Annotated in this window: 21 protein-coding genes and 1 pseudogene; 17 read left to right on the top strand and 5 right to left on the bottom strand. The window is 71.4% G+C overall.

All coding sequences use genetic code 11. The features are described from left to right. Positions 1-376: 376 nt before the first annotated feature. Complete coding sequence (locus ACSYGO_RS30950; RefSeq protein WP_460388412.1) at positions 377-1,957, bottom strand: COG1470 family protein; 1,581 nt, start codon at positions 1,955-1,957, stop codon at positions 377-379. A 1,114-nt stretch (positions 1,958-3,071) separates the two neighbouring features. Between ACSYGO_RS30950 and ACSYGO_RS30945 the strand changes: the two genes are divergently transcribed. The 4 genes and pseudogenes from ACSYGO_RS30945 to ACSYGO_RS30930 all read left to right on the top strand — a co-directional run bounded on the left by ACSYGO_RS30945 (position 3,072) and on the right by ACSYGO_RS30930 (position 7,230). Then, positions 3,072-3,788, top strand: a complete 717-nt coding sequence (locus tag ACSYGO_RS30945) for a tetratricopeptide repeat protein (protein WP_432187666.1) — start codon at positions 3,072-3,074, stop codon at positions 3,786-3,788. Between the two features lie 556 nt (positions 3,789-4,344). Continuing rightward, on the top strand, positions 4,345-4,533 hold the full coding sequence (locus ACSYGO_RS30940; RefSeq protein WP_432187733.1) for a hypothetical protein: 189 nt from the start codon (positions 4,345-4,347) through the stop codon (positions 4,531-4,533). Further along, positions 4,524-5,155: pseudogene (locus tag ACSYGO_RS30935) on the top strand (aldehyde dehydrogenase family protein); the annotation flags it as partial. The gene ACSYGO_RS30940 and the pseudogene ACSYGO_RS30935, both read left to right, overlap by 10 nt. A 308-nt stretch (positions 5,156-5,463) precedes the next feature. Continuing rightward, entirely contained in the window at positions 5,464-7,230 is a 1,767-nt protein-coding gene (locus tag ACSYGO_RS30930) for a beta-ketoacyl-[acyl-carrier-protein] synthase family protein (protein WP_460388411.1), read from the top strand. A 296-nt stretch (positions 7,231-7,526) separates the two neighbouring features. Here ACSYGO_RS30930 and ku read toward each other — a convergent pair whose 3' ends face one another. Beyond that, positions 7,527-8,693, bottom strand: a complete 1,167-nt coding sequence (gene ku / locus ACSYGO_RS30925; protein WP_460388409.1) for a non-homologous end joining protein Ku — start codon at positions 8,691-8,693, stop codon at positions 7,527-7,529. 58 nt (positions 8,694-8,751) lie between these two features. On the opposite strand from ku, the gene ligD reads away from it, so the two are divergent. Continuing rightward, the gene (gene ligD / locus ACSYGO_RS30920) at positions 8,752-9,633 is read left to right on the top strand and encodes a non-homologous end-joining DNA ligase (protein WP_426679671.1); all 882 of its coding nucleotides are present in this window, start codon (positions 8,752-8,754) and stop codon (positions 9,631-9,633) included. A gap of 98 nt (positions 9,634-9,731) precedes the next feature. Here ligD and ACSYGO_RS30915 read toward each other — a convergent pair whose 3' ends face one another. Further along, positions 9,732-10,535, bottom strand: coding sequence for a nuclease-related domain-containing protein (locus ACSYGO_RS30915; RefSeq protein ID WP_460388407.1), 804 nt, complete (start codon positions 10,533-10,535; stop codon positions 9,732-9,734). Positions 10,536-10,633: 98 nt separating this feature from the next. On the opposite strand from ACSYGO_RS30915, the gene ACSYGO_RS30910 reads away from it, so the two are divergent. The 7 genes from ACSYGO_RS30910 to ACSYGO_RS30880 all read left to right on the top strand — a co-directional run bounded on the left by ACSYGO_RS30910 (position 10,634) and on the right by ACSYGO_RS30880 (position 17,759). Next, complete coding sequence (locus tag ACSYGO_RS30910) at positions 10,634-11,143, top strand: protein-tyrosine phosphatase family protein (RefSeq protein ID WP_426679673.1); 510 nt, start codon at positions 10,634-10,636, stop codon at positions 11,141-11,143. 442 nt (positions 11,144-11,585) lie between these two features. Further along, positions 11,586-12,422 (top strand): hypothetical protein, encoded by an 837-nt coding sequence (locus ACSYGO_RS30905; protein ID WP_460388406.1) that lies wholly within the window; start codon positions 11,586-11,588, stop codon positions 12,420-12,422. After that, the gene (locus ACSYGO_RS30900; protein ID WP_426679675.1) at positions 12,419-13,678 is read left to right on the top strand and encodes an ATP-binding protein; all 1,260 of its coding nucleotides are present in this window, start codon (positions 12,419-12,421) and stop codon (positions 13,676-13,678) included. The genes ACSYGO_RS30905 and ACSYGO_RS30900 overlap by 4 nt, the downstream gene beginning before the upstream one ends. Before the next feature lie 108 nt (positions 13,679-13,786). Next, positions 13,787-14,287, top strand: coding sequence for an SH3 domain-containing protein (locus ACSYGO_RS30895; RefSeq protein WP_426679676.1), 501 nt, complete (start codon positions 13,787-13,789; stop codon positions 14,285-14,287). A gap of 113 nt (positions 14,288-14,400) precedes the next feature. After that, a complete protein-coding gene (locus ACSYGO_RS30890; protein WP_345650391.1) occupies positions 14,401-15,777 on the top strand; it encodes an FtsW/RodA/SpoVE family cell cycle protein in 1,377 nt (458 codons plus the stop codon). Between the two features lie 19 nt (positions 15,778-15,796). Further along, positions 15,797-17,254: a penicillin-binding transpeptidase domain-containing protein gene (locus ACSYGO_RS30885; RefSeq protein ID WP_432174540.1), complete on the top strand. Its 1,458-nt coding sequence runs from the start codon at positions 15,797-15,799 to the stop codon at positions 17,252-17,254. Positions 17,255-17,297: 43 nt separating this feature from the next. Further along, on the top strand, positions 17,298-17,759 hold the full coding sequence (locus ACSYGO_RS30880; RefSeq protein WP_426679678.1) for a DUF3291 domain-containing protein: 462 nt from the start codon (positions 17,298-17,300) through the stop codon (positions 17,757-17,759). A 48-nt stretch (positions 17,760-17,807) separates the two neighbouring features. Here the strand turns inward: ACSYGO_RS30880 and ACSYGO_RS30875 are convergent, their stop codons facing one another. Further along, positions 17,808-18,914, bottom strand: coding sequence for a ferritin-like domain-containing protein (locus ACSYGO_RS30875; protein WP_460388403.1), 1,107 nt, complete (start codon positions 18,912-18,914; stop codon positions 17,808-17,810). Between the two features lie 138 nt (positions 18,915-19,052). Between ACSYGO_RS30875 and ACSYGO_RS30870 the strand changes: the two genes are divergently transcribed. From ACSYGO_RS30870 to ACSYGO_RS30850, 5 genes are all read left to right on the top strand, one after another. Beyond that, a complete protein-coding gene (locus ACSYGO_RS30870; RefSeq protein WP_095936620.1) occupies positions 19,053-19,988 on the top strand; it encodes an AurF N-oxygenase family protein in 936 nt (311 codons plus the stop codon). 130 nt (positions 19,989-20,118) lie between these two features. Further along, positions 20,119-20,844, top strand: coding sequence for a TetR/AcrR family transcriptional regulator (locus ACSYGO_RS30865; RefSeq protein ID WP_345650401.1), 726 nt, complete (start codon positions 20,119-20,121; stop codon positions 20,842-20,844). Positions 20,845-20,909: 65 nt separating this feature from the next. Then, a complete protein-coding gene (locus tag ACSYGO_RS30860; RefSeq protein WP_426679680.1) occupies positions 20,910-21,254 on the top strand; it encodes a hypothetical protein in 345 nt (114 codons plus the stop codon). A 102-nt stretch (positions 21,255-21,356) separates the two neighbouring features. Further along, positions 21,357-22,508: a C40 family peptidase gene (locus ACSYGO_RS30855; protein ID WP_460388400.1), complete on the top strand. Its 1,152-nt coding sequence runs from the start codon at positions 21,357-21,359 to the stop codon at positions 22,506-22,508. 431 nt (positions 22,509-22,939) lie between these two features. Then, entirely contained in the window at positions 22,940-23,284 is a 345-nt protein-coding gene (locus tag ACSYGO_RS30850; protein WP_432174536.1) for a hypothetical protein, read from the top strand. Positions 23,285-23,441: 157 nt separating this feature from the next. Here ACSYGO_RS30850 and ACSYGO_RS30845 read toward each other — a convergent pair whose 3' ends face one another. Beyond that, positions 23,442-24,695, bottom strand: coding sequence for a styrene monooxygenase/indole monooxygenase family protein (locus tag ACSYGO_RS30845; RefSeq protein ID WP_426679685.1), 1,254 nt, complete (start codon positions 24,693-24,695; stop codon positions 23,442-23,444). Positions 24,696-24,708: the final 13 nt, after the last annotated feature.

Raw genomic sequence — 24,708 nt, 5'->3', positions numbered from 1 at the left:
GCCGCATCTGGAGGGCAAACGGGCGCACAACGGCTTCCCGCGGGCTCAACGGCAACCAACGCCAGCGAACGTCAAATTGCCTGGTCAGCGACGTAGCTTGACAGCCCCCGCAGGCCATGCCCGAAAGGGCGGCACCCCCGCACAAGGGTGCAAGACCCTGACCAGGGGGACCCCCGGGAACTGAGTGAGGCCAGCTCCGGGCGATGTGAAGCCGAGCGCGCTCCAGCCCTCGGGGACCACAGCCCCGATCCCGGTGCCGGGCTGCATTGGGTCGGCGTAGAGCATGACGTCGTGGGCGCGGCCTGCTGCTGCGACCATCACCGACAGCTTCCGTCCCTGACCCGTCCGGGGCCCCTCCGGACCCCCGGACGACGTGTCAGTTCCAGCCGCGGGACCGTCGGGAGAGCGCTACGGCCGCACCACCGGTCAGCAACAGCGCGCCGGCCGCCCAGACGATCCAGCCGCCGCCGAATCCGGTGTCGGCCAGCGGTCCGGACCCTGCGGAAGGGCCGCCCGAAACGGAGCCGGACGCTCCGGCCGCGCCGCCGGAGCCGGACCCGCCGGGCGTACCGCCGCCCCCCGACCCGCCGGCCGTGCCGCCGCCCGCGGAGCCGCCCTGCGCCAGCCGCAGGGTCAGCGCCGCGCTGTCGTTGGAGGCTTCGGGGTCGAGCCCCTTCATGATCTCCAGCGTGCGGACCTGGCCCGTGGAGACGGCCGGGGTACGGGGGCCGATGGCGACGGTGAACGACAGGACGTGTCTGTCCCCCGGGGCGGGGTCGCCGAAGTAGCACTGGTAGGTGGACCGGCCCATCCGGGGGCCGGGGTCCGACCCGTCGTCCGTGGGCGGCGGCTGGCAGTTGTCCGGGATCTTCGTGGCCTTCGTGCCCGGCGGCAGCTTGACGAGGACCGGGAGGAAGATGTCGTCGTCGAGGAGGTCTTGCACCACCGCCGGCCCCCGGTCGATCACCGTGGCGTGCAGCGTGGCGTGACCGCCGCGCCGCCCGGTGACGGTGTCCCCGGTGACGGCGAAGTCGGCGTGGTTGACGCTGTTGACGTAGGTGGTGAAGTACGGGTCGATGTTCCCGTCGGACGGCATCGCGCCCTTCGGGACCAGGGTCAGCGGGGTTCCGGGGCCGTTCGCCGGGGCGGCGCCGGTCAGCGGGGTGAATTCGTAGAAGATCTTGTCGCGCAGGGCCTCGTCGCCGACCTTGACGCGCAGCGGCGACGACAGCGCGTACTGCCGGCCGGGCTCCACCGGGGTGGGGAAGTCGCACAGGGTCTCGCGCACGATGTGCCCCCCGCGGTCGCCCGCGGGCACGTCGCGGCAGTTGGCCCAGGAGCCCTGGAGGTGCAGCCCGGCCGTGGTGTCGATCCGCAGCTGCACCCCCTTGGCCGCCGGGAGTTGGCCGTTGTTCCACACGTCGAGCGGAAAGGTCAGCGTGTCGCCCGGCACCTGGTGCAGCTGCTCGGCGGACGCGCTCACCTTCAGCTGCGTCTTGCCGTTGGTCAGGGTGAGGTGGTCGCCGGTGACGGTGGCGTCCGACGCCGTGCCGGAGACGGTCACGGTGCCGCTGCTGCCGACGGCCGCACCGGGCTTCGGCACCAGCGTGATGGCGTGGAAGTCCGAGGTGGCGGACGCCAGGTCCAGCGTGCAGAGGTTGCCCTCGCAGTGCTCCGACGGTGCCGGCTCGGCGAAGTCGGCCACTCCGGACAGGTCGACGGTCAGGTGGACGTGGTGTGCCGTGCCCCCGCCGGCCACCTTCCACCGGTAGGACAGGTTCACGCTCGCCGGCTCCGTCCCGATGAAGAGCTCGTGCTCGGCGAACCGGACCGTCATCTCTCGTGCGGCGTCCGCCGTGTCGGCGCGGGCCGGACCCGTGCCGAACACCCCCGCCACCAGCGCCACCGCGCCCGCCGCCGCCGTTGCGACCGCGCGTACCCGTGATCGTCGTGCCATCCGACCGAAACCTTCCCCGTGCGCCGGGAGGTCCCGGCCCGCCGTGCTTCACAGGTGTGACCCGCGAGGCGCGGAAATGGTTGCGGCCGGCCGGGCTCAGGTGTCCGCGCTGCCGGGCACGAGGTGACGTGATCCAGGAGGCCGGACACGGATGATCACAGTCGTCGACCTGTCGCGCTCAGGCTCAATCGCCCACAACACCGTCGGTGACAACCATCGTGCCTATGTGACAACCATCGTGCTGCGGCTCACAAACTGGGCCGCAGTTGGGCGTCCCTGGTGTCCGACTGCACGGCCTAACCCCTGGTCTGAACGAAGGGATACAACACCGTAGCCGCAACTGTCCTACTGTCCGGCGGAATGCTGCGCGTGAGCAGCGCGTGAGTCTCATCGCTGTGGGCGCATTCGTGGGAGAACATGCAGGTCAGCGCCATCAGTGAGCGCGTCATGAGCATGCTCTCCGGAACCGTGTCGGCCGGCTGAGGGAAACGCACGTGCGCTAGGCCTCGTTTGGGTGTGCCGACGCTTGATGTGCCGCATGACCAGGTACGACCGCGCCACAACGTGTCGTCACCGGCGACAGGAGCGCTCAGCACCGCTGCTGATACGGCGCTCAAGCTCGCGAAGCATCAGCCTATTGCGGGAGGTCAAGCGCTGACGCCGCGCCTATGCACAGCATCAGCAGGCACCTCAGACCCGTGTAGCAGCATGGCCTGTTGCGAGTCCCCTGACGTGGAATCCGTAGCGTGCTCGGAGGTCTGGCGAGTTGCCCGGCGCGCGCTCCAACAAGCGTCGCAAGGGCCAAGCGTCTTCTGAGCGCGTCCGCGCCTTGCAAGTCCCGAAGCATCAGGCACGTCTGCGCACGGTTGGACAAGAGAAGCCCGGATCCCTGCCGCAGTAGCGAACTCAGTCGGCTGAGCACGCTAGGTGGCCGCCGCGCACCCCAGTTGGCCCATCCGGTGCTGCCGACGATTCCCGCTCCTTGGTCGAACACCAGGCGCAATATCCATATCCTCCGGCCATGAGACTCTTCCGATCGCGCGCCAAGCGGACGACTGAACCCCCTGTGTCGCGGGCCATGGCCCTGTACAGGGCCGGGCGCTACGCAGAGGCGGTGACCGAGGCCCGCGCCGTGGCCCGGTCGCTGCCACTCGCTGACACGTACGCACCGCTGGCACTGAGCATCACCGCTAACGCGACGGGCGCCCAGGGCCGCCACGCCGACGCTCTCGCCATCTACGACGAAGTGCTGCCGGCCGTCGGAAAGACTTTCGGAGCTGATCACTGGCAGACCCTGAAACTGCGCTCCGACCGCGCCCAGACACTGGCCTCGCTCGGTCGGTACGCCGAGTGTGCGGCAGAGTGCGCGGCCGTCGCTCAGATCGCGAGCCGCGGTACAGGGGAGCTGCAAAACGTAGCAAGGGCCGCCAGCAACGGGCTGGTCTTCGCTCTCAGCGCGCAGGAGCGCCACCCGGAGGCCGAGGCACGCGCCCGCGAGGCCCTGGGCGCCCATCCTGAACCGGACCGGCTGACACTGTCATTGCGGCTCAACCTGGCACGCAGCCTCAACGGCCAAGCCCGCCACGAGGAGGCCCTCGCCGAGGCGGAGCGCGCCCTTGAGCTGCGCCGTAGCCTGCCCGCGGCAGAGAGCCGCCAAGAGACCGGCGCCATCGAACTGGCGGTAGCCACCGCCCTCCTGGGACTGCGCCGCGGCACCGAAGCTCGCCTTCAGGCCGCGGATGCTCACGATGCCTGTCTGGCCTCATTCGGCCCGGACCATCGCCGCACAGTCGAGGCTCAGGCTCTGCTCGACCGAATCGATGGCGCTTGATCGGACGCGCACCGCGACTCCGAACAGGGGTGTCCCAGGTGTCCGACTGACCGGTTATGGCCCTGAACTGCACGGATACCCCGGACAGCCCGATGGACAGCTGTCCGGGCTGTCCCTTCACAGACGGCTGCAACCCCCGGGCAGGTGTTGCAGCCCGTCGGCGGAGCCGACCTCTCAATGGGCGCAGGAGCCGGAGGCCACATCCGACTTCGCACTACCTGCGATACACGAGGGCACCGGACGCCTCCTGGGATCAAGGAACCCGCTGATCAGAGCCGATTCACAAGCCGAACTCCGATTGTGCTCCGGAGCCGTTCTTACACGAGGCGGTGAGGGTGGCGCGACCACGCCCCTGCCCGCAAGCACAAGAGCCCCGGCGCCCCAGAGCAGCAACCCGAGCCGTCCCACCTTCACCTGGACCTCTCCCCACGCGCCCCCGGGCGTCACCAAGGCGAAACCGGTGAGAATCCACGCGAGTTGACGCGCACCGGTTCCAGGCACGTTCGATCGAGGGCACCAAAGGACACCGAGGGACACCGACGGACGAGGAGTCGCCATGGCGCCAGTGATCAGCGGCAGCGATGACATCCGGGCCCTGGCGGCGGGCGCCCTGGCGCGTTGTGGGGTGGAGGTCTCCGCGGTCAAAGGCGATGGCTTGGTTGCGCGTACGCCGGTGACCGGTGCGGAGCTGTTCGGGCTGCGCGGGAACTCCCCCGCGGATGTCGACCGGGCCGTCGAGGTGTGATCGTGCACGAGGTCGTCGCCGACACCGTCGTGGAGCGGCTCGGCGCCGCCTACGGCCGGCTCCCGGTCGGTGACCCGTTCGACGGGGCGACGCTCGTCGGGCCGTTGATCGGCGAGACGGCGTACGACCGGATGCGTCCGCCCTCGGTCGCGCGGTCGAGGAGGGCGGCACCGTGTGCGCGGGCGGCGAGCGGCGGCTCGCGCAGGAGGCGCCGGGTGCCTACTACGTCGGTCCCGCTCTCGTGCGCATGCCGGCGCAGACCCCCGTGGTGCGGGAGGAGACCTTCGCGCCGGTCCTGTACGTCCTCACGTACCGCGATCTCGACGAGGCGATCGCGCCGCACAACGACGTACCGCAGGGGCTGTCGTCGGGAATCTTCACCGGCGACCAGGGCGAGGCCGAGCGGTTCCTCGCGGCGGGCGGCGCTGACTGCGGCATCGTCAACGTGAACATCGGCACGTCGGGCGCCGAGATCGGGGGCGCGTTCGGCGGTGAGAAGGAGACCGGTGGCGGCCGTGAGTCCGGCTCCGACACCTGGCGCGCGTACATGCGCCGGGCGACCAACACCGCGAACTATTCAGGGCGGGTGGCGCTGGCGCAGGGCGTGGGCTTCTCCCGATAGGCTCCAAGTACGGTTTCGGGGAACGGAAATGACAGGGTGTTTGCTGGGTGGACGGTGAGATGTCGCTGCCGTTTACTGCGGTGGTAATTCTCTTTCCGTCGGATCTGCGGGCAGGTGGGGAATTGCAGCCCGCGTCAACATATGTCAGTGGCATATTCCGTGCGGTACTTCGCCATCCCTGGCGGTACGGGAATTGAGTACGCGGCATTCGTGACCTTGCGCACTACCGGGCACGGAAACCTAGGCAACTGGCGAATCATCGTCGACAGTTGATGCCGACATTCCCCCCATGCACCGAAGGCTCCGCCATGCGCGATTCGTCCGACGTCCCCGTACAGCCCCACGCCGTCACCGTCGCCGAAGTGATTCCCGGTGATCTCCTCGCCCTCTCGGAACAAGAGGTGGCGGAGGACACATGGCACGTGGTCATGCACACACTTCCGGAAAACCCGAACACCATCAGGCTCACGCTGCGGCCGCCCCTCGGGGGAATCGATCACGATCAGGTGCTCGAGCGCGGGCACCGGGTGACGGTGGCCTGCCGTCGCATGGACGTCTCCGGAATTCCGCGGATCACGTCGGCCGATCTCACCGAGGTGGAGTTCCGTGACGGCGATCGCGTCACCTCGCTGCGCACCGTCGATCCCCAGGCCGTCGAGGAGTCGTACACCCGCCGGTGGGGCCGTTGGCACCGGGACCTGGAGAGCCGGGCCGAGGAGCCGGTGGCGGACGTCGTGCTGCGCGAGCGCCTCGACGCCGCGGCCCAGGACGGTTGTGTCGTACGGCATTTCCCCCGGCCGCGGCGTGACGCGGCGGGCGGGGGCCTCGCGCCCCGGCGGGTCGTCGTCACCGGCCTGGGGGCCGTCACGCCGCTCGGCATCGGCGTCGAGGAGCTCTGGCAGGGGCTGGTGGAAGGCCGCTGCGGGATACGGGAGCTGGAGGGCGAGGAGTTCGCCGAACTGCCCGTACGGGTGGCGGGCAGCGTCCCCGTCGACCCGGCCGGGCTGCTGCCGCGGCCGCAGGCACGGCGGATGAACCGCGCCGCCCAGCTGGCGGTGCTCGCCGCGCGCGAGGCCTGGCAGAACGCCGGGTTCGACGTGGCCGGCACGGCCGAGAGCGGGCTGGACCCCGAGCGGGTCGGGGTGAGCGTCGGCGCCATTCTCGGCGACGCCTCCGTGCTGGTCGGCGGCGACCGCAAGCTCCGCGACAAGGGACCGCGTGCCGTGTCACCGCTGACCACGCCGATGACGGTGCCCTCGCAGGCCGCGTCCCAGGTGTCGCTCGCGCTGCGGATCACGGGCGAGGCCCGCACGGTGACCAGCGCGTGCGCGTCCGGCACCGAGGCCATCGGGCAGGCCATCGACCGCATCCGGTACGGGCACGTCGACGTGGCCCTGGCCGGCGGCGCGGAGGCCGTGGTCACCCCGGCGATCATGGCCTCGTTCGCGGCGATGCGCGCCCTGTCCACCCATGAGCTCGGCGCCACCAGCCCCTCGCGGCCCTTCGCCAAGGACCGTGACGGCTTCGTCAACGGCGAGGGTGCGGGCTTCCTGCTGCTCGAGTCCGAGGAGCACGCGCGGGCCCGGGGCGCGCGGATCTACTGCGAGGCCGCCGGCTGGGGGCTGTCGGCCGACGCCCACCACATGGCGGCGCCGGACCCTTCGGGCAGTGGTGTCGCGCTCGCGCTGCGCCGGGCGGTGCGGGACGCGGGCGCCCACGCGGTGGACGTCGTGCACGTCAACGCCCATGCCACCGCCACCACCGACGGCGACCTCGCCGAGGCGAGCGCCCTGCGTGCCGTACTGGGCGGGGACGTCCCGGTGACCGCGCTCAAGGGGCACCTCGGTCATCTCCAGGGCGCGGCGGGCGGGGTGGAGGCGGTGGCCACCGTGCTCACGCTCCATCACGGCCTGATCCCGCCGACCATCGGCTGCGAGGAGCAGGACGACGCCATCGAACTGGACGTGGTGACCAAGGCTCCGCGCGCCCTTCCGGCCCTCGGTGACCTGGCGCTCAGCAACTCCTTCGGGTTCGGCGGCCACAACGCGGTACTGGCCCTGCGCCGTACGGCCTGACCCCGGGGCCCGCCGGTCCCGCTGGATCCATCGGCCCTTTCGAACCCCTCGGACCCGTCTACGAGGGCGGGCGCTCGGGCGCATGGGGCGCCCACCTGCGAGGACGGGTCCTCCGGCATACGGGGCCGGTCGCTCCGGAGAGGCTCACGCTCCGGCCCGCCGGGCCACGGGAGCAAGTGCCCCGGGCCTCTGGAACGGGCCCCGTGGCAACGGTCTCCACTGGGCCTCGGCAGCCCAAGGCCGGTCTCCGAGCAGCTCCATCCGCGGCGCGTCCGCCGAGGTCACCGACCCCGCCCTCAGGCGGAAGCCCGCTTGCGCCCCGTCGTCTTCTTCGCGGCCGTCTTCTTGGCGGCGGTCTTCTTGGCCGTCGCCTCCTTGCCGGTGCTCTTGGCGGTCTTGGACGTGCTCTTGGCCGTGCTCTTGGACGCCGTGCCGGACGCCGTCCTCTGGCCGGCCGTCTTCTGGGCCGTCGACTTGTGCGCCGCCGACTTCTGGGCCGTGGTCTTCCTGGCCGCCGTCCGCTTCGTCGACGTGGACTTCTTGCCGCCGACCTCCTTGGGGGCCGTACGGGCGGGCTTGCGGCGGGCCGGGAGCGGGGTGACCTCCGCCTCCCCGCCCTCTTGCACCCCGCCCTCTTCCGCCGCGCCCGCTTGCTCCCCGCCCGCTTCCCCGCCCGCCGCCTCGCCTCTCGACTCCTTGGCCGCGCGCACGCTCTTCTCCAGCGCGGCCATCAGGTCCAGCACCTTGCCGCCGCCCGCCTCGCGCTCGGGCACGCTGGGCGTCTCCGCGCCGGACGCCTTGGCGGTGATGAGTTCCTCGACGGCCTCGCGGTAGTCGTCGTGCAGGTCGTCGAGGTCGACCTCGCCGAGGGTGTCCATCAGCGCGTCGGCGAGGTCCAGTTCCTGCTCGCGGACGGTGACGCCGGTGTCCGGGGCGACCTCGTCCGTGGCGCGGATCTCGTCCGGCCAGAGCAGGCCGTGCATGGCGATGACGTCGTCGACGACCCGCAGCATGCCCAGCCGCTCGCGCCCGCGCAGGGCGAACTTGGCGATGGCGACCTTGTTGCTGCGCTTCAGGGCCTCGCGCAGCAGGGTGTAGGGCTTGGCGGCGGGCACGCCGTTGGCGGAGAGGTAGTACGCGGTGTCCATCTGGAGCGGGTCGATCCGGTCGGCCGGCACGAAGGCGACGATCTCGATGGTGCGGGCGGTGGGGATCGGCAGCGAGGCCAGGTCCTCGTCCGTGATCGGGATGAGCGTGCCGTCGGCGTCCTCGTACGCCTTGCCGATCTCCGGGGTCGTGACCTCGCGGTCCTCCAGTTCGCAGACCTTGCGGTAGCGGATCCTGCCGCCGTCGTCGGTGTGGATCTGGCGGAAGGAGATCGAGTGGCTCTCCGTGGCGTTCACGAGCTTGATGGGGATGCTGACCAGGCCGAAGGAGATGGCGCCGTTCCAGATGGATCGCACGTGCGGCATCCTTCCGATCGATATCCGATATCAGCCGGTTTCGTGGGATTCTCATCGTATGACGCCGATCACGGAGGTGGAGGGGCGAAGGCTCGCGCTCAGCAACCTGGAGAAGGTCCTCTATCCCGCCACCGGCTTCACCAAGGGCGAGGTGCTGCACTACTGCGCGACGGTGGCGGACGCCCTGCTCCCGCACCTGCGCGACCGGCCGGTGTCCTTCCTGCGCTATCCGGACGGGCCCGAGGGACAGGTCTTCTTCACCAAGAACGTGCCGCCGGGTACGCCCGGCTGGGTCACGACCGCCGAGGTGCCGCGCATCGAGGGGCCCGCCCGCATGGTCCTGGTCCAGGACCTCGCCTCCCTGATGTGGGCGGCGAACCTGGTGACCGAGTTCCACACGCCGCAGTGGACCATCGGCACGCCCGGGATCGCCGACCGGCTGGTCCTCGACCTGGACCCGGGGGCGCCGGCGACGGTGGTCGAGTGCTGCGAGGTGGCCCTGTGGCTGCGGGAGCGGCTGGGCGCGGACGGGATCGAGGCGTACGCGAAGACGTCCGGGGCGAAGGGGCTGCATCTGCTCGCCCCGGTCGCGCCGACGCCGTCCGAGGACGTCAGCGCGTACGCGAAGGGACTCGCCGTCGAGGCCGAGCGGGCGATGCCGGGGCGGGTCACGCACCGTATGACGAAGAACCTGCGGCCGGGGAAGGTGTTCGTCGACTTCAGCCAGAACGCGGCGCGCAAGACCACGGCGACGCCGTACACGCTGCGGGCGCGGCCCGAGCCCACCGTGTCCACGCCGGTGACGTGGGACGAGGTCGCGTCCTGCACGCGGGCGTCACAGCTCGCCTTCCTCGCTCCGGACGTCGTGCCGAGGCTGGAGCGGTACGGGGATCTGCTGGCGCCCCTGTTTGAGGCGGGGCGGGCGGCCGCCCTGCCGTGACGGCCCGGGGTGGCGCCTCGCATGGCCGTGGGCGGCGCTTTCGCATGGCCCGGGGTGGTGCCTCGCACGGCCCGGGACGGCTCCTCGCCCTCGCTGCCCTAGACGCGCAGCCATGTGTGGCGGTCGCGGGCCATGGCGTGGAGGGCCTCGACGTCGGCCGGCTTCAGGACGCCGCCGAGGCGGGCCAGGTTCGGCAGGTCGGTGTCCAGGAGGATGCGGATCTCCCGCGGTGGTGCCACGACGTCCAGGGTGGCGGGGCCCGCCACGGCCAGCACGGGGTGGACCTCGGCGGTCAGCGCGTACGCGGCGCGGTCGGCGTCCGCGCGGAGCCGGCGCAGCAGCGGACGCGGTTCGTGGCGGCCGACGGTGACCATGGGGTCGGTGACGAGGACGCGCTGTTTGCGCGCGTAGAGGGTGTGCACGGCGAAGATGCCGGCCGGGCCGACGACCAGGTGGTGGATGCGTTCGCCGCCGGGCAGGGGCACGGAGTGGAGGGTGTGCCACCCCGCGCCCTCCATGCGGTCCAGGGCCTCGCCGACCGTCTGCTCGGCGGCGAGCGCGCGGCGCCGCGGGTCGGGCCGCAGGCGGCGTGGCGGGCCGGGGTCGCGGTCGAGGGCGACCACCAGGGCCTCGCCGGGCCGGTTGGGCGCGAGGTCGTCGTCGGGGTGGAGGGTCAGCCGGGCCAGTTCGGCCGGGGTCGGGACGGGCGGCGGGCCCACGGTCACGGGGCCGGACAAAAACGGGCCGAGCGCGTCGAGCACGTCCTCGCGTCGGTCCTCGCTGAGCAGGTTGACCCGGGCCGTCTCGCGGTCGTACCAGGCGACGTTCCTGCCGTCCGTCAGGCACACGTACAGCCGCTCCTGACCGTGCCGCCAGGTCGGTACGACGCGCAGTCCCTTCATGCACCATCACCCCTTGACCATGGGAACAGGCGGGGTGCTCCAGGGGCAAGAACCCGGATACCTTTGTGGACAGCTGGGGAGTTGGGTGGGAGGCGCCGTTGCGGACCCGCAGGACACAACCCGATGTACCGGCTCCGGACAGCCCGTGGAGCGAGATCGTGCCCGGCCTGTGGATGGGCGGGCACGCGTTCGCGGGCCGCGCCGGGCAGCCGGAATTCGCCGTCGTGCACGACGAGTTCGACCTTGTGCTCACGCTGCTGCGACTGCCGGGGCACGGGCCGGACCCGGGGGTGGAGCACCATGTATGGCCGATTCCGGACGGCCCCCTCGACGGTACGCAGCTGGCGGGCGTGATCCGGCTCGCGCAGGCGGCGGACGATGCGCTGGAGGCGGGGCGCCGGGTCCTGGTCCGCTGCTACCACGGTTACAACCGTTCGGGACTGGTCGTGGCGCACGCGCTCGTCCTGGCCGGGCACACCACCGACGAGGCGATCCGTCTGATACGGAGCCGGCGCTCGCCCTGGGCACTGCACAACGAGCTCTTCGAGGAGTACCTGCGCGCCGGGCTCGCCACCGCCCGGCTCCTGGAGGAGCTCGCGGAGCCGTGAGCCGGCGGGAGGCTCGCACGCGACCGCACCCACGGGGCACCCTCGGGGATCGCGCGTGGCCCGGCCGGGAGGGTGAACCCGATGCCGCCACCGGACGGGCACACCGCCTGGCAGGAGCGCGCGGCCCGCAGGGCAGCGGGCACAGTCCGCGGGAGGACGGGTGCGGCCCGCGGGAGGACGGGCGCGACCCGTCAGGACTCGGCGGGAGCGGCCCGGCAGAGCTCGGCGGGCACGGCCCGCGGGACGGCGGGCGCGACCCCGCGAGTGAACAAAAAGGACTTCCATACGAATAAGGTGTATACGGCGATCGATCTCTCCGCGCCGTGTCCGCACACCCGTCGCGAACCGGCCGCGGACGGTCACCGCTTCGACGACATCGTTCTCCATGCCGACCCCGTGCCGGAGCGCCTGCGGGCCGGGGTGGCCCGGACGCGGGAGTGCAGTGATCCACAGCCGCCGTGCGCGCACGGCCCTCGGTGCCGCCGCCGCGACCGCCCTGCTGGTGGCGGCAGCGGCCGGCTGCGGCGACTCCGGTGACCTGCGCGGCGCGGGCGCGACGCCCACCGCCGTCGGCCCGACCCGGCTGTGGCCCGAGCTGCCGCCGGCCTCCACGCCCGCCATCGACTACGGGGAGGCCGACACCGAGACGGTCAAGGGGATCACGGCGCCCGGCGACGACATCCACAAGGTGGACCCGCTCGCCGTGGTGCGCGCGGAGGTCGCCGCGCACCCGGCCGAGTACAACGGTCCGCACGCGGCGTACGCGCAGACGGCCGACCGGCTGAAGGACTGCGGCAAGAAGGGCGCGACCGGCGAGAAGTGCCCGGTCCTGCAGGCGTACTACCGCGATCTGACCGGCGACGGCAAGGACGACATGGTGCTCGGCATCCGCTTCCCCGCGGACCAGCTCGCGGTGCGCGTCTACACGTTCCTGGACCACAGGCTGGTGCAGGTGATGGGGACCTCGGACAGGGTGGTCAGCGTGGAGCTCGCGGGCCGCGAGGTGATCATCCGCTCGCCGTCGACGCTGCCGGGCTACGAGTTCCGCACGGTCTGGAGCTGGGATCCGCACCAGAACGCGATGCTCGCGACGCGCGACGAGATCCTCCGCGTCGGGCCTCCCTCCGGGACCGTCATCACTACGCCCTCAGCCACTCCCACACGCTCAGCCACCCCCACGCCGTCCGCCGCGCCTCCGGCCCCGCCGTCCGCGTCGGCGCCGTCGTCCTCGCCGTCCGGGTCGGCACGCACGCCCGTACCGTCCGCGAGGGCCTCATGAGGCGGCCCCTCCTGCGGCTGCCGCGCTGGACCGCCACCCTCACCTGGAAGGCAGCCGCCTTCATCACGGTGATCTGCTGCGGACTGGCCGCGCTCCTCGGGATCCTCGTGCACGTCTCGGTGACCAACCAGACGGTCGGCGAGGCACGCGGGCGCGCGCTCGACCGGCTCGACGACGTGACGGCCGCGTACGAGGCGGGCGACCGGCTGCCGCCCGGCGCGGGCGTCGACCCGCCCGGACTGCCGGTCACCCTGCGCGCGCTGGCGGCGGGCGGCAAGCGCGGCACGATGGTCGCCGACCGGGCCGCACACCCCACCATGTGGGCGGCCGGGCCCGCGGACGGGGGACGCGCGCTCGCCGTCCAGTACGACTACGCGCAGGGCGCCCACACCATCGAGACCCTGGACCGGTCGATCGTGTGGTCGTCGGCGCTGGCGATCGGCGCGACGCTGCTGGTGGGCGCGTTCGCGGTGACGCGGGTGACGCGACGGCTGCACGCGACGGCCCTGGTGGCGCGGCGGATCAGCGCGGGTGATCTGGACGCCCGCGTCAACGACCCGTGCGCGCAGGACCCCACGCGCCCGCAGGACGAGGTGGCCGCCGTCGCGGGGGCCCTCGACACCATGGCGTCGTCGCTCCAGAGCAAGCTGCTGAGCGAGCAGCGCTTCACCGCCGACGTGGCGCACGAACTGCGCACCCCGCTGACCGGGCTGCACGCGGCGGCCGAACTGCTGCCGCCGGGACGGCCGACGGAGCTGGTGCGCGACCGGGTGGCGGCACTGCGCACGCTGACCGAGGACCTGCTGGAGATCTCCCGTCTGGACGCGCGCAGCGAACGCCTCGACCTGGACTCGGAGCAGCTCGCCCCGTTGGCCGAGCGGGTGGTGCGCGCGTCCGGGACGGACACCGAGGTCAGGGTCGTACGGGACGCGCGGGTGGAGACCGACCGGCGGCGGCTGGAGCGGGTGCTCGGCAATCTCGTGGTGAACGCGCACAACCACGGCGCGGGCCCGGTGGTGCTGACGGTCGACGGGCCGGTCGTCACGGTGCGGGACCACGGCGAGGGCTATCCGGACTACCTGGTGGACCACGGGCCGCAGCGCTTCCGCACGGAGGGCGGGGCGAAGGGACACGGGCTCGGGCTGACGATCGCGTTGGGCCAGTCCGAGGTGCTGGGCGCCCGGCTGCTGTTCGCCAACGCGCCCGACGGCGGCGCGGTCGCGACGCTGATGCTCCCTCAGTCCGGTCCCGTCTGAGTGCCGCACCCGTGCCGGGCCCGGCGGACGACCGTACGGAGCAGCCCGGGCCGCTCCCGGTCCCCGATGGCTCAGCGTGACCTGCGTGCGCCCGACTCCGCTCCTAATGTGGCGATAAGTCAGATCCGCGCCTACTCGGAGGAGTCCCCCATGTTCCTGCGGTCCACGTGCAGCAGGCTCGGCATAGCGGTCGCCGCCGCGAGCCTCTTCGCCCTCGCCGGAGCCGGCCCCGCTCTCGCCGACGAGGCGACGGTCTCGGGGCTCGACGTCGCCGGCAGCCTGGAGGCCGGTGCCGACTTCGACACGGGCATCGGGCGCAGCATCGGCTTCGACGACGAGTTCGGCTTCGGGTTCAGCGGCATCGACGCGGGGTTCGTGACCCGGGGCAGGGTCGACGCCCCTCGCGGGCTGGCGCTGCGCAGCGACCCGTTCCGCGGCGGGCGGCTGATCCGTATCGCCCGGCACGGCGAGCCGGTCGGGATCTTCTGCAGGACCAATGGCGAGCCGGTCGACGGCGACACGCTCTGGTACCTGCTCGCCGACGGCACCTGGTCCTGGGCTCCGGCCCGTTCCATCGAGACCTTCGGCGTCACGCCCCCGTGGTGCTGAGGTCCGGCTCACCGGTGTACCTCACCGGGATCGCACCCCGTGAGGTACACCGGAACAGCCCGTTTATCACTACATAACGGGACATCAGGTTCACCGCTTGCTACGTTCCGGACATGATCCAGCCCGGACTGCCCGGAACGACCGTGGTGGCGGACCCGCCCGCCCCGGCCGTACGCCTGCCCCGGCGCCGTGGCATCGAGTTCACCCTCATCGTCGTAGCCGTCCTGCTCTGCGTGTGCGGCTACTGCGCCGTGGGTCTCGCACGGAACGGCACCGTCCCGCCCGGCGCCGCCGGATACGGCGCCGGGCTCGGCGTGCTCGCCCTCCTCGCGCACGTGGCCGTGCGGTTCCGGGCGCCGTACGCCGATCCGCTGCTGCTCCCCATCGCCGTCCTCCTCAACGGTCTCGGACTGGTCCTCATCTACCGGCTCGACCTCGACACCCCGGCCGACCAGGCCGCCCCCATCCAGCTGATCTGGTCGACGCTGGGCGTCGCGTTCTTCATCGCGGCCGTGCTCTTCCTGCGCGACCACCGGGTGCTCCAGCGGTACACGTACGTCTCCGTGGTCGCCGCGCTGGGCCTGCTGACGCTGCCGATCTTCTTCCCGGCGGTGAACGGCGCCCGCATCTGGATCAGGATCGCCGGATTCTCCATCCAGCCGGGCGAGTTCGCGAAGGTGCTGCTGGCGGTGTTCTTCGCCGGATACCTCGCCGCCAACCGCAACGCGCTCGCCTACGCCGGCCGCCGGATCTGGCGGTTCGAGCGGCTCCAGCTGCCGACCGGCCGGGTGCTCGGACCGATCGTCGCGATCTGGCTGCTGAGCGTCGGCGTGCTGGTGCTGGAGCGGGACCTGGGGACGTCCCTGCTGTTCTTCGGACTGTTCGTGATCCTGCTGTACGTCGCCACCGGCCGCACCGGCTGGATCGCCGTCGGGCTGCTGCTGGCCTGCGCCGGCGCGATGGCCGTCGGCCGCCTCGAACCGCATGTGCACGGCCGGGTGCAGGACTGGATGCACCCCTTCGCCTCGATCGAGGCGGGCCAGGGGCCCAACCAACTCGCCCAGTCCCTCTTCTCGTTCGCCGCCGGAGGGGTGACCGGTACCGGTCTGGGGCTCGGCCACTCCATCCTGATCGGCTTCGCCGCCAAGTCGGACTTCATCCTGGCGACCGCGGGCGAGGAGCTGGGGCTGGCCGGCCTGTCGGCGATCTTCCTGCTCTACGCCCTGCTCGTGGAGCGCGGCTACCGGGCGGGCCTCGCGCTGCGCGACCCGTTCGGGCGGCTCCTCGCGATCGGCCTGGCGTCGATCGTCGCGCTCCAGGTGTTCGTGATCGCGGGCGGGGTGACCGGCCTGATCCCGCTGACCGGGATGGCGATGCCCTTCCTCGCGCAGGGCGGCTCCTCGGTCGTCACCAACTGGATCATCGTGGCGCTGCTGATCCGGATCAGCGACGTGGCCCGCAGCCAGTACGACGGGACGGCGGCGCCGTGAACGGCCGGGAGGTCGCGCCATGACCAAGTACATCCGCCGGGCCGCCGGACTGTGTGCCGTGCTGCTCGTCGCGCTCCTCGTGAACGCCGCCCGCGTCCAGGTCTTCCTGGCCTCGTCCTACGACGACAACGTGGCGAACCGCCGTCAGGCGATCGCACGCTACGAGCAGCCGCGCGGGGACATCCTCGTCGACGGCAGGACGATCACCGGTTCCGCGGACACGGGCGAGCAGCTGCGCTACGAACGGACGTACACGGACGGCCCGTTGTACGCGCCCGTCACCGGCTTCGCCTCCCAGCTGTACGGGACGACGTTCCTGGAGAACGCGGGAGACGAGATCCTCTCCGGCACCGACCCGATGCTCGCCCCGCTCCCCCTGTGGAACGACGTCACCCGCGCCCAGAACCCCGGCGGGAAGATCGTCACCACCCTGAACTCGGCGGCGCAACGGGCGGCGTACGACGGGCTCGCCGGGCGCCGGGGCGCGGTCGCCGCGGTCGAGCCGGCCACGGGGAAGATCCTCGCGCTGGTGTCCACGCCGTCGTACGACCCCGCGGAGCTGTCCGGGACGGGACCGGCGGCGACGCGGGCCTGGAACCGGCTGAACGACGCGCCGAGCAAGCCGATGCTCAACCGGGCGATCCGGCAGACCTATCCGCCCGGGTCCACGTTCAAGGTGGTGACCGCAGCCGCGGCGCTGGACGCGGGCGTGGTGAGGGACCTCGACGCGCCGACCGAGTCGCCCGACCCCTACCGGCTCCCCGGCACGACGACCTCGCTCACCAATGAGGTCGACGGCTGCCAGAACGCCTCCGTGCGGTACGCCTTCGAATGGTCCTGCAACTCGGTCTTCGCGAAGCTGGGAGTGGACATCGGCCTCGGCGACATGACGCGCACGGCGACGGACTTCGGCTTCAACGACCGGAAGCTGAAGATCCCGTTCTCCGTCTCGCCGAGCAACTTCGACCTCACGCTCGACAGGGCGCAGCTGGCGCTCTCCTCCATCGGGCAGTTCGACACCCGGGCGACTCCCCTCCAGATGGCGATGATCTCGTCGGCCGTCGCGGGCGGCGGCTCCGTCAAGGCGCCGTACCTGGTGGAGCGGACGACCACACAGGGGGGCCGCACGATCGCCACGACCGGGCAGCGGACCCTCCACCAGGCGATGAGCCCGGCGACCGCGCGGCAGATGCGCGAGCTGATGACCGACGTCGTGCGCGAGGGCACCGGCAGGAACGCCGCCATCCCCGGCGCCACCGTCGGCGGCAAGACCGGCACCGCCCAGCACGGGATCGGCAACTCCGGGGTGCCGTACGCCTGGTTCATCTCCTGGGCGCAGGCCGAGGGCTCGCTGGAGCCGGCGGTGGCCGTCGCGGTCGTCGTCGAGGACGCGGCCGCCGACCGCGGGGAGATCAGCGGCGGCGGGAACGCGGGGCCGATCGCCAAGGCGGTGATGAAGGCGGTGCTCGGGTTCTGAGACGGGGGTGTCGTCCGGCGCCCAGCCGACCTAACGTTCGGTCATGACTCGGTCCACTGCCGCGCACGAGCTCGCCCAGGTGAACATCGCCCGTCTCAAAGCCCCTTTGGACTCGCCTCAGTTGAAGGACTTCGTGGAGGCGCTCGACCCCGTGAACGCCGTCGCGGACGCGGCGGACGGCTTCGTCTGGCGGCTGCAGAGCGAGTCGGGCAACGCGACGGACGTCCCCGTGTTCGGGGACGACTGGATGATCGTCAACATGTCCACCTGGCGCGACACGAACGCGCTGACCGCGTTCATGTACCAGGGGCAGCACCGTGAGCTGCTGGCCCGCCGCCGCGAGTGGTTCGAACGCCTCGACGAGGCGATGACGGCGCTGTGGTGGGTCCCGGCGGGCCACCGGCCGACCGTGCGGGAGGCCGAGGGCCGTCTTCTCCACCTGCGTGAACACGGGCCGACGGCGCACGCGTTCACCCTGCGGACGTCGTTCCCTGCGCAGGGCTAGGGAGTTTCGTTCGTATCGGGCCGGCCGGGACCGGCCCGGTCCGGCCGGTCAGGACCGCCCGCCCTGCTCGATGGCGTCCGCCACCTCGGCGACGCGTTCCTTCTCCTCCTCGGCGAACCGCCGCGCGTCCAGCTGTTCGGCGATCTCCTCGTCCTGGGCCATCAGCAGGTCCAGGTTGGAGTCGCCCATCTCGAATACGCCCATGTCGACGTAGGCCTGCTGGAGGCGCTTGCCCCACAGGCCGATGTCCTTGACGCAGGGGACGATGCGGCTGAAGAGCAGCCGGCGGAACAGGTGCAGGAACTCCGACTGCTCGCTGTACTCCTCGGCCTCGGCCCTCGGGATGCCGAAGTTCTCCAGGACCTCGGTGCCGCGCAGCCGGTCCCGCATCAGGTAGCAGCCCTCGATGACGAACTCCTCGCGCTCGCGCAGTTCGGCGTCGGAGAGCTGCCGGTAGTGGTCGCGCAGGGCCATGCGGCCGAAGGCGACGTGGCGGGCCTCGTCCTGCATGACGTAGGCGAGGATCTGCTGCGGCAGCGGCTTGTCGGTGGTGTCGCGGATCATGCCGAAGGCGGCGAGGGCCAGCCCCTCGATCAGGACCTGCATCCCGAGGTACGGCATGTCCCAGCGGGAGTCGCGGAGGGTGTCGCCGAGGAGTGCCTGGAGGTTGTCGTTGATCGGGTAGAGCATGCCGATCTTCTCGTGCAGGAAGCGCGCGTAGATCTCCGCGTGCCGGGCCTCGTCCATCGTCTGCGTGGCCGAGTAGAACTTGGCGTCGAGGTCGGGGACCGATTCGACGATGCGCGCCGCGCAGACCATCGCGCCCTGTTCGCCGTGCAGGAACTGACTGAACTGCCAGGAGGCGTAGTGCATGCGCAGTTCGCCCTTGTCCCGGTCGGTGAGCTTCGCCCAGTACGGGGTTCCGTACAGCGTCATCGACTCGTCGGGGGTGCCCAGCGGGTCGTGCGGGTCGACCTCCAGCGCCCAGTCGATGCGCTTCTGGCCGTCCCACTGCTTGTCCTTGCCCTTCTGGTAGAGGGCGAGCAGCCGGTCGCGACCGTCGTCGTACTCCCAGCTGAAACGTGCCGCCCCGGAGGCCGGAACTTCCCAGTGGGGATCCCCCGCGTCCTTCGCGTACAGCTCATGAGTGGACATACATCGCAGGCTCACACGGGGTAGACGCGTCGTCAACAAGTCGCGCGCAAGGGATTGACGAGCTTGCTGACAAGCAGTCTCATAAGACGTGACCGCCGGTAACTCCTGTAGATCCCGTACGACGAGGTGGGAACAGTCATGACGACGGTGACGGAAGACGCACTCGATGGTCTCCGCGACGCGCTCGGTCGGCTCAAGGACCGGGAACAGGTGGCCGAGCGGCTGCTCGACTCTTCCGCCAAGCACTCCTTCGATCCGGACAAGGAGCTGGACTGGGAGGCGCCCTTCGAGGAGGGCAAGTGGTTCTGGCCCCCGGAGCTGGTGTCCCTGTACGACACCCCGCTGTGGCGGCGGATGAGCGAGGAGCAGCGGATCGCGCTCTCGCAGCACGAGGCCGCGGCCCTGGCGTCGCTGGGGATCTGGTTCGAGATCATCCTCATGCAGCTGCTGGTGCGGCACATCTACGACAAGGCGGCGACGAGCGCGCACGTGCGCTACGCGCTGACCGAGATCGAGGACGAGTGCCGGCACTCGAAGATGTTCGCCCGGCTGATCACGCGCGGTGGAACGCCGTACTACCCGGTCAGCCGCGCCCATCAGAACCTCGGGCGGCTCTTCAAGACCATCTCGACCACGCCCGGGTCCTTCACGGCCACGCTGCTCGGCGAGGAGATCCTCGACTGGATGCAGCGGCTGACCTTCCCGGACGAGCGGGTGCAGACCCTCATCCGCGGCGTCACCCGCATCCACGTGGTCGAGGAGGCCCGGCACGTGCGGTACGCGCGGGAGGAGCTGCGGCGGCAGATGGTGACCGCCCCGCGCTGGTCCCAGGAGTTCACGCGGCTCACCTCCGGCGAGTTCGCGCGCGTCTTCTCGGTCGCCTTCGTCAATCCCGAGGTCTACACGAACGTCGGGCTCGACAAGCGCGAGGCGTTGGCCCAGGTCAAGGCCAGTGGCCACCGCCGCGAGGTGATGCAGACCGGCGCCAAGCGGCTGACGGACTTCCTCGACGACATCGGCGTGCTGCGGGGCGCCGGACGCCGGCTGTGGAAGTCGTCCGGCCTGCTGGCCTGACGCCCGTCCGCCCGGCGTACGGGCGCCCGCCCGGGCGGCCACGGGCCTGTACGCCCGCGCCGGCGCCCCGGCCCGGGGTGGTCGCGGGCGCGTGAGGGCCGTCCGTCGCTGTCCGGTTACGCTGCCGGACATGACCTCGCAGGCGCCCACCCCCGCATACCGTCGGCTCAGCGTCGAGGAACGGCGCAGCCAGCTCCTCGACGCGGCGCTGTCGCTGTTCGCCCAGCGAGCGCCCGAGGAGGTCTCGCTGGACGACGTGGCGGAGGCGGCCGGGGTGTCCCGGCCCTTGGTGTACCGGTACTTCCCCGGCGGCAAGCAGCAGCTGTACGAGGCCGCCCTGCGGTCCGCCGCGGAGGAGCTGGAGCAGTGTTTCGCGGAGCCGCCGCAGGGGCCGCTCACCCAGCGGCTCGGGCGGGCCCTCGACCGCTATCTCGCCTTCGTCGACGAGCACGACGCCGGGTTCAGCGCCCTGCTCCAGGGCGGCAGCGTCGTGGAGACCTCGCGGACCACCGCCATCGTGGACGGGGTGCGCCGGGCCGCCGCCCAGCACATCCTCGACCATCTGGCCGTCCGCGACCCCGGGCCGCGGCTGCGCATGACCGTGCGGATGTGGATCACCGCCGTGGAGGCCGCCTCGCTGATCTGGCTCGACGAGGACAAGGAGCCGCCGCTCGACGAGCTGCGGGACTGGCTCGTGGAGCAGTTCGTCGCGACGCTCGCGGCGGGTGCGGGCAGGGACGCGCAGACCGCGGCGGTGGTGAAGGCGGCGCTGGCCATGGAGACGGCGGACGGTGCGGTGGGCTCGCTGGCCCGCCGCGTGGTCCCGGTGCTCGGGGACGCCGCGCACCTGCTGTGACGCGCGTACCGCCGCGGCCGGGGCTCATGGGCCGGTGCCACCGCGACGTTTGTGACACTGGGGACGTGAAGAGCCAAGACACCCCCTTCGTGGGCGGCCCCCTCGACGGGCGGGTGCTGCCGATCCTGCTCGGGCCGACCGGACATCCGCCGAAGACCTACCGGGTCCCGGTGCCGGACAAGGACGGCGGCCCGCCCACCGTGCTCGTCTACCGGCGCGTGGAAGCGGGGCGCAGCAAGCGGCTCGGACTGCACCAGGGCTGGAAGTACGAGTACGACCCCGAGGGGAAACGGGGACGCGGGCCGGTCTGGCCGTGGTCCAGGAACAAGGGCGGGACCACGTCCGGGGCCGGGGGCGGAAGCGGGGAGACGGCCGGCGGCGCCACGCCGGGCCCCCACGCCGACGAGTGACCTTCTTGGGCCGAAGCGGCCAGTCTGCGCGCGATCGGGATGCGCTCGTCCCATCCTGCCGGTGCGAGGTGGAGGTACCACCCCGGCACCGGAGGTGATGACGTGTCAGGAAGGCTTCTGCGTCTGGTCTGTACGGCGGCGGTCGCGGCCGGGACGCTGCTCGCGCCCACCCCGGCGGTGGCCGTCCCGGAACCGGGCCCGGGTACGGGCGCCCAGGCGGGTGGCTCCGGACAGCGCTCCGTCGCCCAGCTGCTGACGGACCTTCAGCGGCTGTACCGGGACGCGGAACGCGCCACCGAGACGTACAACGCGACCGAGGAGAAGCTGAAGAAGCAGCGCGCCGAGGTCACCCGGCTCGACGCCGACCTCGCGCAGGCCCGCCTGTCCCTGCACGACAGCCGCGGGGAGGCGGGGCGGCTGGCCCGCCAGCAGTACCAGGGCAGCGGCGAGATCTCCTCGTACGTGCGGCTGCTGCTCGCCCGCGATCCGCAGCACGCCCTCGACCAGGGCCACGTACTCGGGCAGCTGTCGCTGGAGCGCGCCGAGACGGTGCGGCGGGTGACCGGGAGCGAGCGGCGCACGGAGACGCTGGCGCTTGCGGCCCGCAAGGCGCTCGACACCCAACTCGGCCTCGCCGAACGGCAGAAGAAGGACCAGGACGATGTGCACAAGCGGCTCGACGCGGTGCAGGACGTGCTGGCCTCGCTGACGGCCGATCAGCTCGCCGAACTCGACCGGTTCGAGAAGTCGGGCGTGGCCGAGGCACAGAAGAAGTTCCTGGCCTCGGGCTCGCTCAGCAGCGCGAAGCCGCCGTCGCGGGAGGGCGAGAAGGCGGTGCGGTACGCCGTGCGGCAGATCGGGAAGCCGTACGTGTGGGGCGCCGAGGGCCCGAAGTCGTACGACTGCTCGGGGCTGACCTCGCAGGCGTGGGTCCACGCCGGGGACCCCATCCCCCGGACCAGCCAGGAGCAATGGGCGCGGCTGCCGCGGATCCCGCTGAGCGAGCTGCGCCCCGGCGACCTGGTGATCTACTTCCCCGAGGCCACCCATGTCGCCCTCTACCTGGGCGACGGCATGGTGGTGCAGGCGCCGCGCCCGGGAACCAACGTGAAGGTGTCACCGATCGCGGCGAACCCGCTGCTCGGCGCGGTCCGCCCGGACCCCGCCGGGAAGCCCCTGCGGCACTACACCCCGCCGAAGCTGCCGGCACCGGCAACGAAGGGCTCGGACACGGGCAACAACAGGTCGTTGTAGCCCACGACCGACGATCGGGCGACTCCGGCGACCGACGCCAGGGTCGCCTCGGACCGTGGGCGCGAAGGCGCGCGCCCACGGCCCTGTAGGCCGTTCACCGGCAAGATGTCCCCAACAGGAGACTCATTGCGGGCCGTGGGCCGCCTATCGCGCACATTGGGCCAAAAGTGGACACGGCACCCACCCCTCGTTAGGCTCGAATGACGAACGCCACGCCCGAAGAAGCACGGGGCACACAAGGAAGTTGGCGTTGAAATCCGGAGTCAACCGGTTCACCAATGACATTCAGCGTCATCCAGCGCGATGCAACGCTGCGGCCTGCGTCTTACGTAGCCCGACACTCTCGACAAAGCTGTCTGAATTCAGTACGGGAGTCTGAAATGCGGAATTTCAGCAGCATCAGAAGAAAGGCACTCGGCCCCGTCGCGGTCGTGGCCTCGCTGACGCTCGCCGCTTCCCTGGCAACAATCGGCACAGCGCATGCCGCCGTGAAGGTCACCGTCACCGGAACCGTGAGCTGCGCCAAATTCCCTGGTTCAGCACCGCAGACGGTGACCATCACCCCCAAGAAGGGGGCCGCCGACTCGGACGAACCGCCTGGCGAGGCCAAGGTCGAGAAGTACACCGTCAGCCTCGGAGGCATTCCGAAGGGCGGCACGGTCGGCACCGCCAAGGTTGTCTGCGTCGACGATGAAGGCGACACGAACACGTACAAGGTCGGCAACATCCCGATCAAGAAGCCCGCGAACGGCTCCCTGACCGTCAACCTCGCATGACCTGATCAAGACTCGACCCAGACTCGGAAGCCCCCGGACGCAAGGTCCAGGGGCTCTGAGTCTCGTACGTGACGGGTCACGCCGGCCGTCCGTGGGCCGTCCGAGCGTGACCGGCGGCAACCGGCAGCGAACGGCCGGGTCGCCGGTCAGGCGGATGTCACGCCCCGGCGACCGACGCCAGGTACGCCTCCGCCTTCTCCGGCTCGAAGAAGAAGTTCTCGAAGTCGGCCGGGTTGTCGAAGCCGTTGGCGAAACGGTCCGCCACCGGCTGGAGCTGACCGGCCGCGCCGATGAGGTTCAGGACGTGCTCCGGCGGCACGCCCAGCATCGCGTTGGTCCACTTCGTGACGTGCTGGGCGGTGTCCCAGTAACGGTCGAAGGTCGCCTGCATCCACTCCTCGTCGAAGGGCTTGTCACCCTGTTCGAGGATCGAAGCGAGGTACGCGGCCGCGCACTTGGAGGCCGAGTTGGAGCCCTGGCCGGTGATCGGGTCGTTCGCCACGACGACGTCGGCGACGCCCAGCACCAGGCCGCCGCCGGGCAGCCGGCCGATCGGGTTGCGCACGGTCGGGGCGTAGCGCCCGGACAGCGTGCCGTTCGCGTCGGTCAGTTCGACCTTGGTGGCGCGCGCGTACTCCCAGGGCGTGAACCGCTCCATGAGTTCCAGGGTCAGGGAGAGGTGCTCGGCGGGGTCCTTGACGCCGTTGAAGGCGTCGAGCGGGCCACCGGGTATGCCCTCCCAGAAGAGGATGTCGGCGCGGCCGGAGGTGGTCAGGGTCGGCATCACGAAGAGCTCGCCGACGCCCGGGACCAGGTTGCAGCGGACCGCGTCGAAGTCCGGGTGCTCGGGGCGCGGGCCCAGACCGTGGACGTAGGCGACGGCGAGGGCGCGCTGCGGCTCGCTGAACGGGGAGCGCGAGGCGTCACGGCCGAACATCGACACCAGCTCGCCCTTGCCGGCCGAGACCAGCACCAGGTCGTAGGTGCGGGAGAAGTAGTCGAGGTCGGAGACCGCGGCGCCGTGGATGACCAGCTGGCCGCCGCGCTGGGCGAACGTCTCCATCCAGCCGGCCATCTTGACCCGCTGGTCGACCGACTGGGCGTACCCGTCGAGCTTGCCCACCCAGTCGATCGCGCGCTGCGAGGGGCCCGGGTCGAAGGAGCCGGGGGCGGCGACCGAGACGCCGAGCCCTTCGATCTTCGGGGCCTGGGACTCCCAGAAGTTCAGCTGGAGATCGCGCTCGTGCTGCAGGGCCGTGTCGAACATGCACTGCGTCGACATGACACGGCCGGTCCGGATCTCGTCCGCCGTCCGGTTCGACATCAGGGTGACCTCGTACCCGTGCGACTGGAGGCCGAGGGCGAGCTGGAGTCCGGACTGACCGGCTCCGACGACGAGTATCTTCCGCATGCGGCTTGTTTCT

Source organism: Streptomyces krungchingensis, from assembly GCF_054729265.1.
The sequence above is the reverse complement of the archived record's forward strand: the minus strand, read 5'-3'. Positions and strand labels throughout refer to the sequence as shown.